The organism is Pyxidicoccus sp. M15 (assembly GCF_056858435.1).
In genome coordinates this window covers 7,712,104-7,729,280 of sequence record NZ_CM166495.1, presented here as the reverse complement: position 1 = coordinate 7,729,280, position 17,177 = coordinate 7,712,104, and the positions used below count along the sequence as shown (strand labels likewise).

The 17,177-nt window shown below is 72.2% G+C and carries 2 protein-coding genes; one reads left to right on the top strand and one right to left on the bottom strand.

From position 1 onward, the window contains the following. Positions 1-56: 56 nt before the first annotated feature. A complete protein-coding gene (locus ACX9TP_RS28400) occupies positions 57-3,794 on the top strand; it encodes a type I polyketide synthase (protein ID WP_482973764.1) in 3,738 nt (1,245 codons plus the stop codon). A gap of 7 nt (positions 3,795-3,801) precedes the next feature. Here ACX9TP_RS28400 and ACX9TP_RS28395 read toward each other — a convergent pair whose 3' ends face one another. Further along, on the bottom strand, positions 3,802-16,968 hold the full coding sequence (locus ACX9TP_RS28395) for a non-ribosomal peptide synthetase (RefSeq protein WP_482973763.1): 13,167 nt from the start codon (positions 16,966-16,968) through the stop codon (positions 3,802-3,804). Positions 16,969-17,177 lie beyond the last annotated feature (209 nt).

Genomic DNA, 17,177 nt, shown 5'->3' with positions numbered 1-17,177 from the left:
GATTGTCGCACTCCGGGTGTATCAGCCCGCAGAGGCTGTCGTGGCACCATGCGCGCATGGACGACTCGAACGACTCCATGGCCATCGCCGTCGTGGGCCTGGGCCTGCGCTTCCCCGGTGCATCGGAGGAGCGCCGCTTCTGGGCCAACCTGGCCTCGGGCGTGGAGTCCATCACCCTCCTGGATACCGCGCAGCGCGCGAAGGCGGGGATGCCCACGGCGCCGGAGTGGGTGGCGGCGGCGGGCGTGCTCGAGGGCGCTGAGCTGTTCGACGCCGCCTTCTTCGGCTTCTCCCCGGGCGAGGCGGAGCAGATGGACCCGCAGCACCGCCTGTTCCTCGAGTGCGCCTGGTCCGCCCTGGAGTCGGCGGGACATCCGCCCCGGGGCTCGCCACTGCGCGCGGGCGTCTACGCGGCGTCCTCGTTCAGCACCTACTTCCTGTCGAGCCTGCTGCCTCGGGCAGGGCAGGATGCGGCCCGCCTGGGCGACAGCCTCTTCGCCACGGGCATCGACTTCGTCGCGACGCGCGTGTCCTATGAGCTGGACCTCACCGGTCCGGCCCTCACCGTACAGACGGCCTGCTCCTCGTCACTGGTGGCGGTCCACCTGGCGGTGCAGGCGCTCCTGGCCGGCGAGTGTGACCTGGCGCTCGCCGGTGGCGCCTCCGTGCGCGTGCCGCAAATTTCGGCCCATCGCTTCCAGGAGGGCTCCATCCTCTCGCCGGACGGCCACTGCCGCCCGTTCGACGCGCGAGGAGCGGGCACGGTGACGGGCAACGGCGTGGGCGTCGTCGTCCTCAAGCGGCTCGCAGACGCGCTCGCGGACCGGGACCCCATCCGCGCCGTCATCCTCGGCACCGCCATCAACAACGACGGCGGCGGAAAGTCGGGCTTCAGCGCGCCCTCCGTGGACGGCCAGGTCGCCGCCCTCAACGACGCGCTGTCCATGGCCGGCGTGGCTCCGGGGGACATCTCCTACGTCGAGGCCCATGGCACCGCCACGCCGCTGGGAGACCCCGTGGAGGTGGCCGCGCTCCAGGAGGTGTTTCGCGGCGCCGCGCCCGGCAGCATCGGCCTGGGGGCGGTGAAGTCCAACGTCGGGCACCTCGACGCGGCGGCGGGCGTGGCCGGCCTCATCAAGACGGTACTGGCGCTGGAGCACCGCCTCCTGCCCCCCACCGTGCACTTCACCTCGCCCAATCCGCTGCTGGGGCTGGAGGGCAGTCCGCTGTACGTGGTGGCGCGGCCCACCCCCTGGCACGGGCCGGCGCCGCGCCGCGCGGGCGTCAGCGCCTTCGGCATCGGCGGCACCAACGCGCATGCCGTGCTGCAGGAGGCCCCGCCCGTCCCAGGCGACGAACCCCGGCGCGACGAGGAGCTGCTCCTGCTGTCGGCGAAGTCCGAGGCCGCGCTGGAGCGGATGACGGCGGAGCTGGCCGAGCACCTGCGCTCGGGCCGCGAGCCGCTCGCGGACGTGGCCCATACGCTCCAGGTGGGGCGCGCGCGTTTTCCCTGGCGGCGCTTCGTCACCCGCGGCCGGGGGGAGGACGCGGCGGCGCTGCTGGCAGGAAGCGAGTCGGGGCGTGTGCGCACCGTGCTCGACGCGGCCGAGCGGCGCGGGGTGGCCTTCCTCTTCCCCGGCGGTGGCTCGCAGCACGTCAACATGGGCGCGGAGCTGCTGCGCGAGCCCGTCTACCGCGCGGCCATCGACCGGTGCGCCGAGCTGCTGCGGGGGCCGCTCGGCGCCGACCTGCGCGAGGTGACGTTCGCCGCGCCCGAGCGCTTCGACGCCGCGAGCCGGGAGCTGGCCCGCCCGCTGTGGACGCAGCCCGCGCTCTTCGCCTGCGACTGGGCCCTGGCCGAGCTGTGGCGCTCCTGGGGCGTTCAGCCGGAGGCGATGCTGGGGCACTCGCTGGGTGAGTACGTAGCCGCCTGCGTGGCGGGCGTCTTCACGCTGGAGGAGGCGCTGGAACTCGTCGCGGCGAGGAGCCGGCTGACGGAGGGCCTGCCTCCGGGGGCCATGGTGTCCGTGCTGGCGCCGGTGGCGGAGGTGGCGCCACTGCTGGGGCCGGAGCTGTCCGTCTCCGCCATCAACGGGCCCGCGACGTGTGTCGTCGCCGGGCCGCCCGGCGCCGTCGAGTTCTTCGAGCAGGCACTCACGGCGCGCGGCGTGGAGTTCCGGCGGGTGCGCTATTCGCGGGCCATGCACTCGTCGATGATGGACCCCTTCCTCGCGGACTTCGCGCGGGTGGTACGGCGCGTGACTCCGCGGCCTCCGACGCTGCCCGTGGTGTCGAGCGTCACCGGACGCTGGTTGGAAGCGCGCGAGGCGACCGACCCCGAGTACTGGGTGCGCCACCTGCGCGAAACGGTTCGCTTCTCCGACGCCCTGGACTGCCTGCTGTCCTCCGGAGACAGGGCGCTCATCGAGGTGGGGGCGGGCAGCATCCTCTCGTCGCTCGCGCGGCAGCATCCGGCGCGGACGTCGCAGCCGGTGATTGCCTCGCTGCCGGGCGGCTCCGAACGGAAGGTGAGCCCCCTGCACGCACTGGGCGAGGCCTGGCAGGCCGGAGTGCCCATCGACTGGGAGGGCTTCCGCGCCGGGGAGCGCCGCCGCCGGGTGGTGCTGCCGACGTACAGCTTCGACCGGGAGCGGTACTGGCTCGAGCCCGTCGACTCCACGACCCGCGGCACCGCTCGCATCGAGCCGCCTCCACCGCCCGTGCCCCGCCACGTGTCGCGGCGCGCGGGCCCGGCGGCGCCACCACGCAACGAAACGGAGCGGGCGCTGGCAGGCTTCTTCCAGGAACTGTTCCGCATCGAAGAGGTCGGCATCCACGACGACTTCTTCGCGCAGGGGGGCGACTCGCTGCTGGCGCTGCGGCTGACCGCGTGGATTTCGGACCGGTTCGGCGTGCGCCTGGCGCTGAAGGATGTGCTGGAGGCGCCCACGGTGGCCACGTTGTCCCGGCGGCTCGGCGGAGCGGGGGAGGCCGCACCCGTGGAGAGGACGGGCCCCTCGTGTCTCGTCCGGCTCCAGGAGGGCACTCGGGGGACGCCGCTCTTCTTCGTGCACGCGGCCGGAGGGGAGTCCCTCTTCTACCGCGAGCTGGCGCGGAGCATCGGTCCGTCGCGGCCGGCATATGGGTTCCAGGCGGCGGGGCTGGACGGCGGGCCGTGCCACACCACGGTGGAGGAGATGGCGGCGCACTACCTGGAGGCGCTCCGGACGGTGCGGCCGGAAGGGCCCTACCTGCTTGTCGGCGCGTCCTTCGGCGGCAGCATCATCTTCGAGATGGCGCGCAGGCTGAGCGCCGAGGGCCACGCGGTGCCGCTGTGCGCGCTGCTCGACGCGCCGGGCCCGGGGGCCTTCCCCGAGCCCTTCGAGGACGACGCCGAGGCGCTGGCCTACCTGGCGGGCATCTGGGTGGAGGTGCCGGCGGAGCGGCTGCGCGCGATGACGCCTGACGCCCGGCTCCAGCACATCATGGACGAGGCGGCGCGCGCGGGCGTGCAGGCCTTCTCCACCGTCGACCAGGGCCGGCGGTGGTTCGCGGTGTGGAAGGCCAACCTGGAGGCGATGCTCCGCTACACGGCGCCGCGCTGGGACGGCGAGGTGCAGTTCTTCCGCGCCGCCGAGCGGCTCCCGCGAATGCCGGGGTTCATGGAGCAGGCCTGGGCCGAGCGGTGCGCGGTGCTGCGGCTGGAGGTCGTCCCCGGCAACCACGAGAGCATGCTGCGCCCACCGCACGCGCAGGGACTGGGCGCGCGGCTGGCGCGCCTGCTCCCGGACTGAAAGCGCCTCACGAGCCCGAGCGTCCCCGGCGCTGCGCCATCCTCCGCAGGTTCTCCCGCCGGCTGTCTCCCGTGGGGCTCGCCTTGGGCGCTGGCGCCGTGGGCCCGCCGTCACCGACGAGGTGCGCGGCCTGCGCCCGCACCGTGGCGTGGCGGAGCAGCTCCAGCAGGGGCACCCTCCGCCCCACCAGCGCCTCCACCTTCGCCTGGAGGGACTGGAGCAGCAGGGAGGTGCCGCCGACGTCGAAGAAGTTGTCGGCCGCGCCCACCCGCTCCAGCCGCAGCACGTCCACCCAGATGGCGGCGAGCGCCTGCTCCAGGCCCTCGGTTGGCGGTGTGAAGGCGCCTTCGGGCTCGGAGCGCTGCGGGGCCGGCAATGCGCGCCGGTCCGGCTTGCCGTTCGTCGTGAGCGGGATGGCCTCCAGCGTGACGAAGAGGGCGGGCACCATGTGCTCGGGCAGGGTGCGGCGCAGAAAGGCGCGCAGCGCGTCGGGGGTGGGAGGCTCACCCGGGGCGGGGACGCAGTACGCCACCAGGTGCCTGCCGCCGGGGCCGTCCTCGCGCACCACCACCACGGCGTCCTTCACGGAGGGATGGGCGAGGAGCGCCGCCTCGATTTCGCCCAGCTCGATGCGGAACCCCCGCAGCTTCACCTGGGTGTCCTTCCGTCCTCCGAACTCGAGGTTGCCATCTGGCAGCCAGCGCACCAGGTCGCCCGTGCGATACATCCGGGCGCCCGGGGCCGCGTCGAGCGGGTCCGGCAGGAAGCGCTCGGCGGTGAGGTCCGGGCGGTCCAGGTAGCCGCGCGCCACGCAGTCCCCTCCGAGGTACAGCTCGCCCCAGACGCCTGGCGGTACCGGCCGCAGCGCGCCGTCGAGCACGTACCCCCGCACGTTGGCGAGGAGCCGGCCGATGTGTGGCAGCACGCCTGCCTCGCTCTGCGAGTCCACCGCGCCCGTGGTGACAAACACCGTGCACTCCGTGGGTCCGTAGACATTCACCAGCGTCGAGGGAAAGCGCGCGCTGGGGCGGCGGTGGAGCCGGTCGCCGCCGGTGAAGAGCGCCCGGAGCCGCAGTCCCTCCGGCCAGGCTTCGTCCAGCAGTGCCTCCGCCATGGGCGTGGGCAACAGGCCCAGGGTGATGCCCTCGTCGGCAATCCATTGCACGAGCCTGCGCAGCTCCATGCGCATTTCCTCCGGCGGCAGGTGCAAGCTGGCTCCCGCCGTCAGCGGCGCCCACAGGTCAAGCACCGTGGTGTCGAAGGCGAGGCCCGCCGCCGCCATGTTCCGGTCCTCGCGCGTCACCTCGTAGGCCTCGTGGTACCAGCGCACGAGGTTGTCCACCGTCCGGTGCATCACCGCCACGCCCTTGGGCCGGCCGGTGCTGCCGGAGGTGTAGATGACGTACGCGAGGTTCTCCGCGGACACCTCCGTGCGCGGCGCGTGCGTGGGCTGGAGGTCCAGCGAGGGCTCCGCGTCCAGGCAGAGCGTGCTCACGCCGACGCCATGCAGGGCCGGAAGGAAGGACTGCTGGGTCACCACCGCGAGGGCTCCGCTGTCCCGCACGAGCTGGCGCTGCCGCTCTTCCGGGTACGTGGGGTCCAGGGGCATATAGACGCCTCCGGCCTTGAGGATGCCGAGCGCCCCCACGACGTAGTCCACCGAGCGCTCCGTCAGCAGGGCCACCACCCGCTCCGGCCCCACGCCCCGGGCGCGCAGGAGCCAGGCGAGCTGGTTGGCGCGCGCGTCCAGCGCACCGTACGTCAGGGACCTGCCGGGGTCCGCCGCCGCGAGCGCGTCCGGGTGGCTGCGCGCGAGGGCTTCGAAGCGCGTGTGGAGACAGGCGGCCTCCGGCCACGCGACGCGAGGACCATTCCACTCCACGAGCACCTGGTGCCGCTCGGCCTCGCTCAGCAGGGGCAGCTCGCGCACGGGCTGGCCGGCATCGGCCACCGCGGCCTCCAGCACCGCGCGCAGGTGCCCGGCCATGCGGGCCATCGTGGCCGCGTCGAACAGGTCCGTGTTGTACTCGAAGGCTCCCTCCAGACCCGACGCCGTTTCCCACATGACCAGGGAGACGTCATGGCGGGACACCCGGCTGTCCGCGTCCACGAGGCGCTCCGTCAGCCCGGGCAGCTCCAGCGTCAGCGTGGCGGTGCTCTGCAGCGTGAACATCACCTGGAACAGCGGCGAGCGGCTCACGTCACGTGGCGGCTTGAGTGCTTCCACGAGCCGCTCGAAGGGCACGTCCTGGTGGGCGTATGCGCCCAGCGCCGCCTCTCGCACCTGTCCCAGGAGCGAGCGGAACGGCGCGTCGGGTGTCACCCGCGCGCGCAGCACCAGCGTATTGACGAAGAAGCCGATGAGGCCCTCCACCTCCTGGCGGCCGCGGCCGGCGATGGGCGAGCCGACGACGATGTCCTCCTGGCCGGTGTAGCGCGCCAACAGGGCCTGGTAGCCGGCCAGCAGCGTCATGAAGAGGGTGGTGCCCTCGCGCTGTCCGAGCTGGCGAAGTCCCTCCGCCAGTGACGAGGGCAGTTGGAGCGAATGGATGGCTCCGCGGAAGGTCTGCACCGGCGGGCGTGGCCTGTCCGTTGGAAGCTCCAGGGCGGTGGGCACGCCGGCAAGCTGCTTTCGCCAGTAGTCGAGCTGGGGCTCCAGCGCGTCGTCCCCCAGCCACTGCCGCTGCCACACCGCGAAGTCCGCGTACTGCACCGGCAGCGCCGGCAGCGAGGGCTCCCGGTCGGTGATGGCGGCCGTGTACAGCTCCCGCAGCTCGCGCAGGAGCACGCCCAGCGACCAGCCATCCGAGATGATGTGGTGCATGTTGAGCACCAACACGTGCCTGGCATCGTCGAGGCGCAGCACCCCCAGCCGCAGCAGGGGGCCCTTGGTGAGGTCGAAGGGGCGGCGCGCTTCTTCCTCCACCTGCCGCATCGCCTCCGCCTCACGCACATCCTCCGGAAGCTCGCGCAGGTCCACCGCCGCCAACGGCACCTGGACCTCGGGAGCGATGAGCTGTCTGGCGCCGTGTTCGTCCTGGCGGAAGGTGGTCCGCAGGGACTCGTGCCGCTGGACGAGGGCATGGACTGCGCGCTCCAGCGCTGACGTGTCGAGCACCCCCTCCAGCTTCAACGCCAGGGGGATGTTGTAGACGGGGCTGCCCGGCTCCATCCGGTCGATGAACCACAGCCGCTGCTGGGCGAAGGACAGCGGCAGGGGGCCGTGCCTCGGCATGGGCACCAGCGGTGGGACTTGTCGTGTCTGCCCTGCGCCGACGAGGGGCTCCAGGCGCCCCGCGAGCTCGGCCACGGTGGGGGCCTCGAACAGCGTGCGCACCGGCACTTCTATCTGGAATGCCTGCCGCAGCCTGGAGACGACCTGGGTGGCCAGCAGGGAGTGGCCGCCCAGCTCGAAGAAGTTGTCATGGGCGCCCACGCGGGCCTGGCCCAGCAGCCGCTCCCAGATGGCGGCGACCTGCTTCTCGATGGGCGTGCGTGGCGGGACGAAGTCCTCGCGCGGGCCGTCCAGGTCCGGGGCCGGCAGGGCCTTGCGGTCCACCTTGCCGCTGGGCGTCAGGGGGAAGGCGTCCAGCGGAACCCAGGCGGCGGGGACCATGTACTCGGGCAGCCGCTCCTTGAGGAACGTCTTCAGCGCGTCTGTCTCCGGCGTTTCGCCCTCCACGCCGACGACCCAGGCCACCAGTCGCTTCTCGCCCGGCCCCTGCTCGCGCGCGGCGACGACGCAGTCGCGCACGGCGGGGTGTTTCGCCAGCGTGGCCTCGATTTCACCCAGCTCGATGCGGAAGCCGCGCACCTTCACCTGGGTGTCGCGGCGCCCGAGGAACTCGATGGCCCCGTCCGCACGGTAGCGGGCCTGGTCACCCGTCCGGTACATGCGCGCCCCGGGCCGCGTGCCAAACGGGTCCGGGAGGAAGCGCTCCACGGTGAGGTCCGGCCGTCCCCAGTAGCCGCGCGCCACCTGGAGGCCACCGATGTACAGCTCGCCGGGGACGCCCACCGGCACCGGCTGCAGGTGAGAGTCGAGCAGGTGGATGCTCGCGTTGGCGATGGGCGTGCCGATGAGGGGCAGGTCAGGCCAAGGCTCCGGGTCACCGGAGAGGACGCAGAGGGTGGCGAGGTGCGTTTCCGTCGGGCCGTACTGGTTGTGCAGCACCGCGCCGGGCAGCCGCTTCATCAACAGGCGCAGGGCGGGGGTGATGCGCAGCTGCTCTCCGGCGGTGATGATTTCCTTGAGGTGCCGGGGGACGAGGCCGTCCTGCTCGGAGACCTCCGCGAGGTTCTGCAGGGCGACGAAGGGAAGGAACATGCGTTCCACGCCGCGCGTGTCCATGAGCTGAAGCAGGGCGTGAGCGTCGCGGCGGACGTCCTCGGAGATGAGCACCAATTCGCCGCCGCCGGCCCAGGTGGCGAGCATCTCCTGGAAGGAAACGTCGAAGCTGAAGGCGGAGAACTGGAGGGTGCGGGCCGAGGGGACGGAGGAGCTCTGGCGCTGGAAGAGGATGAGGTTGACGAGTGAGGCGTGATGCATGGCGACGCCCTTGGGGGCGCCGGTGGAGCCGGAGGTGAAGATGACGTAGGTGAGCGAGTCGGGCCCGGCGGTGGGCGTCGGGTCGCCATCGGGCGCGTGAGAGAAGGCGTGGGCGTCGTCGAGGATGAGGGCGGTGGCGGAATTCGACGGCAGCACCAGCTGGAGGTGGCGCTGGGTGAGCAGCACGCGAGCGCCAGAGACTTCCAGCATCGCGGCGAGGCGCTCGGCGGGGTAGGCGGGGTCCAGGGGGACGTAGGCGCCGCCAGCCTTGAGGGTGGCGAGGACGGCGAGGGGGAGGTGAAGAGAGCGCTCCACGCAGATGCCGACGAGCGAGTCAGGGCCGACGCCGAGAGAGCGCAGGTGGTGGGCGAGCTGGTTGGCGCGGCGGTTGAGCTCGGCGTACGTCAGGCGCGCGTCACCGAAGCTGGCGGCGATGGCGTCGGGCTGGCGCGCGGCGGTGGCCTCGAAGAGGGCATGCACGGTGCGCAGGGCGGGGTAGGGGACGGCCGTGTCATTCCACTCTCGCAGCACCTGGTGCCGCTCGGTGTCCGTCAGCACCGGTATCGCGGCCAACTTCTGCTCTGGCCTCGCGAGGGCACCTTCCAGCAGGCGCGTGTAGTGCCCCGCCATGCGCGCCACCGTCGCCTCGTCGAAGAGGTCGGTGTTGTACTCCCAGAGGCTCGTCCACCCGGCCGGTGTCTCCCGGACGAAGAGGGTGAGGTCGAACTTCGCCATGCCCGGCTCGAAGGCGAATTCCTCCACGGAGATGCCGGGCAGCTCCCACGCGGCGGAGCCCTGCTGGAAGACGAACATCACCTGGAACAGCGGCGTGCGGCTCACGTCCCGTACGAGTACGAGCGCGTCGACCAGCTGCTCGAAGGGCATGTCCTGGTGCGCATAGGCACCGAGGCTCGCTTCGCGTACCCGGCCCAGCAGCTCGCGGAAGCTGACGTCTCCAGCGGCCTTGATGCGGATGGCCAGCGTGTTGGTGAAGAAGCCGATGAGCCCTTCCACCTCGCGGTGGTTGCGGCCGGCGATGGGCGTGCCCACGACGATGTCCGGCTGTCCGCTGTAGCGCGCCAGCAGGGCGTGGAAGCCCGCCATCAGCAGCATGAAGGGCGTGACACCCGCTTCGCGGCTCAGCGCCTGGACGGCGCCGGGCAGCTCGGCCGGAAGGCGCCGGTGGAGCTGGGCGCCGCGGAACGTCTGCACCGGAGGCCGGGGCCTGTCGGTGGGCAGCTCCAGCACGGGCGGAGCGCCCGCGAGCTGTTCCTTCCACCAGGCGCGCTGGGCCTCGAGCACCTCGTCCCGCAGCCAGTCGTGCTGCCAGTGCGCGAAGTCCGCGTACTGAATCGGCAGCGCAGGCAGCGTAGCTTCCTCGCCGCGCACGTGCGCCACGTAGAGCGCCTTCAGCTCCCGCGCCAGCACATCCGAGGACCAGAAGTCGCAGACGATGTGATGCATCACGAAGAGCAGCACGTGCTCGTCGGCCGAAGCGCGCAGCACCGTGGCCCGTACCAGCGGCCCGTGCTCCAGGTCGAAGGGCCGCCGGACTTCCGCTTCCGCCCGCTGGCGGATGGCCACCTCCAGAGGCTCTACGGGGTGGGGCCGCTCGGCCCGGGATGCGATGCGACGCCCGGGCTCGTCGTCCGAGGTAATGGCGGCGCTCGATGCGGGTTCTCGTGGCTCAGGGGTAAAGGGCCGCTCGGCCCGGGCTGCGATGCGCCGCCCGGGCTCGTCGTCCACGGCAATGGCGGCGCTCGATGCGGGTTCCCGTGGCTCAGGGGTGAAAGTCAGCTCCGAGCGGGGAGCCATGCGACTCGCCGAGGTGGCCGCGCCCGACGCGGCCTCCAGGGACTCCACCGTGAAGGGCAGCTCCGTACGGGGGGCGATGCGCTGCACGGGCCCGCCGTCCACCTCGATGAACGTAGTCCTCAGTGCCTCGTGCCGCTGCACGAGGTCCGTCAGCGCACGCTCCAGCGCCGCAACGTCCAGCCGTCCCTTCAACCGCAGGAAGAAGGGGACGTTGTAGGAGAAGCCTCCGGCGTCCAGCCGCGCGAGGAACCACAGCCGCTGCTGCGCGAAGGACAGTGGCAGCGCGGCGTCCCGCGACACGGGGACGAGTGGCGGTGGAGGAGGCCCCGCGTCCTCGCGCGAGGACTCGATTCGGCGGGCCAGCTCCGCGACGGTGGGCGCCTCGAAGAGCACGCGCACCGGCAGCTCACGCTGGAGCACTTCGCGCAAACGCGACACCACCTGCGTGGCCAGCAGCGAGTGGCCCCCCAGCTCGAAGAAGTTGTCGTGCGCGCCCACCCGCCGCACGCCCAGCAGCGGCGCCCAGATGTCCGCCACCACTTCCTCCAGGCCCGCGCGCGGCGCGACGTAGCCCTCGCGTCCCGCTTCCTCCTGGGGCGCGGGCAGCGCCTTGCGGTCCACCTTGCCACTGGGCGTCAGCGGCAGCGCGTCCAGCCGCACGAAGGCGGAGGGCACCATGTACTCGGGCAGCGTGGACTTCAGCTCCGAGCGGAGCACGGAGGGACGCACGTCCGCCCCCGCGTCCGGCACCACGTAGGCGACGAGCCGCTTGTCTCCGGGCGAGGGCTCACGCACCACCACCGCCACGTCGCGCACGCCCGCCTGCCTGCGCAGCGCGGACTCGATTTCGCCCAGCTCGATGCGGAAGCCGCGCAGCTTCACCTGGTCGTCCGCGCGGCCGACGTACTCCAGGTTCCCATCCGGGCGCTGCCGCACCAGGTCACCGGTGCGGTACAGCCGCGCGCCCGGCTCGGTGCTGAAGGGGTCCGGCACGAAGCGCTCGGCCGTGAGGTCCGGTCGGCCCAGGTAGCCGTGCGCCAGGACGATGCCGCCGAGGTACAGCTCTCCCGGCACGCCCATGGGCACCTGCTGCTGATACGCGTCCAGCACGCAGGCGCGGGCCCCTGGTGTCGGACGGCCAATGGGCACGAAGCCCCAGCCCAGCTCCTCCTCGGTCACCGCGTCCAGGTCGCCCACGACGCAGATGACCGTTGTCTCCGTGGGGCCGTACTCGTTGGTCAGCCGCACGCGCGAAGGAGCCACCCGCCGCCACCGGAGCACCTGCGACGCGGGCACCTTCTCGCCACCCGTGGCCACCATGCGCACGCTATCGGGCAGCCGTACCGCGCCACTCGCGAGCGCGGACGTCAGCTCTCCCCAGAAGGCGGTGGGAAGGAAGAGCAGGGTGATGCCCCATTGCTCGCAGCGCTCGCAGAAGGTCGCCGGGTCCAGCATCGCCTCGGTGCGCAGCACCACCGTCCCTCCCGTGAGCAGGGCGGGGAATATCTCCTCCACGCTCTGGTCGAAGCTGAGCGTGGAGAACTGGAGCACCCGGTCCGCGGGCGACAGCGCGTAGATGCGCGCGTTGCCGAGCACATAGGCCGCCACCGCGCGGTGCGGCGTCATCACCGCCTTGGGCTTGCCCGTCGAGCCGGAGGTGTAGATGAGGTAGGCGAGCGACGCGGCCGGAACGTCACGGCCTGGATTCGTGTCCGCCTCGCATTCCACGTCGGCGCGACATGCCTCCACGTCCAGCACTTCGACGTCCAGGCCGACCACCCGCTCCAGCAACCCGGAGCGAGAGACGAGCAGCCGGGTGCCGGAGTCGGACAGCATGTACTCCAGGCGCTCGCGCGGATACTCCGGGTCCAGCGGCACGTACGCCGCCCCCGCTTTCAACACGCCCAGCAGCGCCACCAGCGCTTCCTGCGAGCGCTCCAACAACACGCCCACGACCCTCCCGGTCCGCACGCCCCGCCGCACGAGGTGGTGCGCGAGCTGGTTCGCACGGGCATTCAGCTCGCGGAAGGTGAGCGAAGCGCCTTCGGAGACCACCGCCACCGAGTCGGGGGCCCGCTCTACCTGGGCCTCGAAGAGTCGGTGGATGCACGACTCCGCCTTCGCGTCCGCTTCCCCCCCGCTCCACTTCACCAGCGTCTGGCGCCGCTCCAGCTCCGTCAGCAGCGGCAGCGCCCGCAGTCGTTGCTCCGGGTCGGCGACGGCGCCCTCCAGCAGCCGCACGTAGTGCGCCGCCATCCGTGCCACCGTCGCCTCGTCGAAGAGGTCGGTGTTGTACTCCCAGAAGCTCACCCAGCCCTCCGCCGACTCGCGGACGTACAGGGTGAGGTCGAAGCTGGCCACCCCGGGGTCGACGTCCAGCAATTCCAGGGACACGCCGGGCAGCTCCACCGCGGACGAGGGCACGTTCTGCTGCGCGAACATCACCTGGAAGACCGGGGAGCGGCTCAGGTCGCGCACCGGCTGGAGCGCATCCACCAGCTTCTCGAAGGGAAGGTCCTGGTGGGCAAAGGCCCCCAGGCACACCTCGCGCACCCGGCGCAGCAGCTGGCGGAACCCCAGCTCGCTGGAGACCTCCACGCGCAGGGCCAGCGTATTGACGAAGAAGCCGACCAGGTCCTCCACCTCGCGCTGCGTGCGGCCGGCGATGGGCGAGCCCACCACGATGTCCGACTGCCCGCTGTAACGCGCCAGCAGCACCTGGAAGCCCGCCAGCAGCGACATGAAGAGTGTCACGCCCTCCTGCTGGCTCAGCCCGCGCAGCCCCTGGGTCAGCTCCACCGGCAGGGGCACCCGCAGCATGGCGCCACGGCTGCTCTGGACCGGCGGCCGAGGCCGGTCGGTGGGCAGCTCCAGGGCGGGCGGCGCGCCAGCCATCTGTTCACGCCAGTAGCCCAGCTGCGCCTCCAGCGCCTCGTCACGCAGCCACTCCCGCTGCCAGCACGCGTGGTCCGCGGACTGCACCGGCAGGGCCGGAAGCGACGGCTCCGTTCCGCGCGCGAAGGCCCGGTACTGGGTCTCCAGCTCCCGTAGCAGCACTCCCACCGACCAGCCGTCACAGACGCAGTGGTGAATCACGAGGAGCAGCACGTGCTCGTCCACCGCGAGGCGCAGCAGCTTCGCCCGGACGAGCGGGCCCGTCCGCAAATCGAAGGGACGCTGGGCTTCTGCCTGTGCGCGCAGTCGCAGCTCCCGCTGGCGCTCCGCTTCGGGGAGGGACTCCAGCGCGTCCACCGGCAGCGGCAGCTCCAGCTCGGGCGCGATGCGCTGCACGGGCTGGCCGTCCACCTCGGCGAAGGTGGTCCTGAGGGCCTCGTGGCGCAGGACGATGGCGCGCAGGCCGCGCTCCAGCACGGCCACGTCGAGCCGCCCGGTGAGCCGCGCGAAGAGGGGCACGTTGTAGGTGAAGGCCCCGGGGGTGAGCTGCTCGATGAACCACAGGCGCTGCTGGCCGAAGGACAGCGGCAGGGGGCCCGTCCTCGGCACCGGCACCAGCGGGGGCGGCCGCCATTCCCGCGCGGCGTCTCCCAGGGACTGGAGCCGCTCGGCGAGCCTCGCGACAGTGGGCGCCTCGAACAGCGCGCGCACGGGCAGCTCCACGCCGAGCACCGCGCGCAGGCGTGACACCACCTGCGTGGCGAGCAGCGAGTGGCCTCCGAGCTCGAAGAAGTTGTCATGCGCCCCCACGCGGGACTGGCCCAGCACGAGCGCCCAGCTCTCGGCGACCCACTGCTCCAGCACGGTCCGCGGCGGCACATGCTCCCGGGTGTCCGCGTCGCGGTCCGGAATGGGCAGGGCCTTGCGGTCCACCTTGCCATTGGGAGTCAGGGGAAGCGCCGGCAGGGCGACGAAGGCCGAGGGCACCATGAACTCGGGCAGCTTCGCCTGCAGGTGGGTGCGCAGCTGTGCCGTCGCGGGTGCCTCGGCGTGGGGAACGAAGTACGCGACGAGCCGCTTGCCGCCGGGCCCGTCCTCGCGTGCCACCACCACCGCCTCGCGCACGCCGGGGTGGCGCAGCAGGGCGGACTCCACCTCGCCGGGCTCGATGCGGAAGCCGCGCAGCTTCACCTGTCCGTCCAGGCGGCCGGCGAACTCGATGCGGCCGTCCGGCAGCCAGCGGGCCCTGTCTCCGGTGCGGTAGAGGCGGGCTCCGGGCTGCGCACTGAAGGGGTGCGGAACGAAGCGCTCCGCCGTCAGCTCCGGACGGCCGAGGTAGCCCCACGCCAGTCCGTCCCCGCCCGTGTACAGCTCGCCCCAGACGCCCACGGGCACTGGCTGCAGCGCCGCGTCCAGCAGGTACACCTGCGTGTTGGAGATGGGCCGGCCGATGGACACCGTGTGCCCCACCTGCCCGGGCTCCGTCATCGGGTGGCAGCAGGTGAAGGTGGTGTTCTCCGTGGGGCCGTAGCCATTGACGAGGCGGCCCTGCGTGAGCCGCGCTCGCACGGCGGCAGGAGAAAGCACGTCGCCGCCCGCGAGCACCTGCCGCACGCCCGAGAGGGCTTCCGGCTGAGAGGCCACCATCTGCTCGAAGAGCGCGGCGGTGAGCCACAGCGTGGTGACTCCGTGCCGCATCAGCGCACGGCCCAGCTCCTCCAACGAAGGCGCGTGCTCGGAGAGGAGCACCAGCTTCGCGCCGTTGAGCAGTGCGCCCCACAGCTCGAAGGTGGACGCGTCGAAGGAGATGGATGAGACAGGGAGGACGACCTCGCGCTCCGTCAGCTCCACGAAGCGCGAGCCCTTCACCAGGCGCACCACGCCCCGGTGGGGAATACCCACGGCCTTCGGCCGTCCCGTCGAGCCCGACGTGTACATGACGTACGCGAGCCCGGCGGCGGGCATCGGCACGCCGCCCAGGTTCGCGGAGCGCTCTTGCCCCGTGGGCCCGTGCGGCCCGTTCGCATCGTCCGTGCCGGAAGCCATCACGGGCTCCAGGGGCACGATGTCCACTCGCAGGTCCGGAGGCAGTCGGGAGAGGAGCACGGGCTGCACCAGCAGCACCTGGAGCCCCGAGTCCTCCACCATGAAGGCCAGCCGCTCGCCGGGGTAGGCGCTATCGAGAGGCACGTACGCGCCACCCGCCTTGAGGATGGCGAGCGTGGCCACCACCAGCTCCAGCGAGCGTGCCGAGCACAGGCCAACGCGACTGCCGGCCACCACGCCGTGCCGCCGCAGATACCGGGCGAGCTGGTTGGCTCGCCCGTTCAGCTCGGCGTACGTCAGCCGCGCATCCTCGAGTTCCACGGCCACGGCGTCCGGGGTGCGCGCCGCCTGCGCCTCGAAGAGACCGTGGATGCTCGCCTCACGGGGGTACTCCGTGCGTGTGTCGTTCCACTCGACCAGCGTCTGGTGGCGCTCGTCCTCGGAGAGCAGCGGCAGCTCCGCGAGGCGCAGCTCGGGCCGGGACACCGCGGCCTCCAACAGCCGCGCGAAGTGTGCCGCCATGCGGGCGATGGTGGCTTCGTCGAAGAGCGCGGTGTCGTACTCCCACAGGCCCACCAGCCCCTGCTCCGTGTCGCGCACGAAGAGCGTGAGGTCGAACTTCGACACGCCGGGCTCGAAGGCGGGCTCCTCGGCCGTCACGCCCGGCAGCCGCAGCTCCGCGCAGGGGGCGCCCTGGAGGACGAAGGAGACCTGGAAGAGTGGCGTGCGGCTCGCATCTCTCACCGTGCCGGTGCCGTCCACGAGCAGCTCCAGCGGCGCTTCCGGGTGGGCATAGGCCCCCAGGCACACCTGTCGCACGCGGCGCAGCAGCTCGCGAAAGGTCCACGCTTCGGAGGACACCACCCGCAGCGGCAGCGTGGTGGTGAAGAGGCCGACGAGTCCTTCCACGGCACGCGGGCTCCTCCCGGAGCTGGGCGAGCCCACGACGATGTCCGACTGCCCGCTGTAGCGCGCGAGCAGGACATGGAACCCCGTCAGCAGCGTCATGAAGAGGGTGACGCCCTCGCGGCGGCCCAGCGCACGCACCTGCTGGGAGAGCTCGGGCGACAGGGGCACCGGGAGGACGGCACCCCGGAAGGACTTCACCGGAGGCCGGGGCCTGTCGGTGGGCAGCTCCAGCGCGGGCGGCGCACCGGCGAGCTGCTCCTTCCACCAGGACACCGCCGGCGCGAGGGTCTCGTCCGTCAGCCAGGCGCGCTGCCAGACGGCGTAGTCCGTGTAGCGCACCGGCACTTCCGCCAACGCGGGGGGAGTGTTGGTGGAGAGCGCCCGGTACAGCTCCGTCAGCTCGCGCTCCAGCAGGCTGAAGGACCAGCCGTCACAGACGATGTGGTGCATCACGACGAGCAGCACGTGCTCGTCGCGCGACACGCGCAGCAGCCGCGCCCGCAGCAGCGGCCCGTGCTCCAGGTCGAAGGGGAGCCGCGCCTCGTCCTCGGCGCGCTGGCGGACGGCTGCGTCCCGTGCGTCCCCCGCGAGCGATTCCAGGTCATCCACCGGCAGCGCCACCTCCAGCTCCGGCTCGACGCGCTGCACGGGACGGCCCTGCACCTCGGGGAAGGTGGTGCGCAGTGCATCGTGCCGCCGGACGATTTCCGACAGCGCGCGCCGGAGCACGTCCGCGTCGAGCGGGCCCTTCAGCCGCGCGAAGAATGGCGCGTTGTACGCATGGCCTCCGGCATCCAGCCGCGCGAGGAACCACATTCGCTGCTGGGCCAGGGACAGCGGCGCTTCGTTCTGCGTCGACGCCGGCACGAGCGGAGGCGGCCTGCGCAGCCGCCCCGCGCTCGAGACAGACTGCCGGTCATCCTTCACGTCCTGCGACGCTGGGTGTGTGTTCTCGGGCATCTGGAAAACAAGAATCTACCAAATAGCCCGGTTGAGCCGGCTTCCGCGAAGCGAGGGGATACGACGCCCGGCCGCGCGTGTGCTGTCCGTGACGACGGTGCCGACTTTCGAATGAGGTGCGCGTGCGGTGCCCACGGCCTCCAGCCTGTCAGCCATCCGGGCCAGGGGGTGGGTGCGGCGGGGCCGGGGGGTGGCCAGCATCAGTGTCG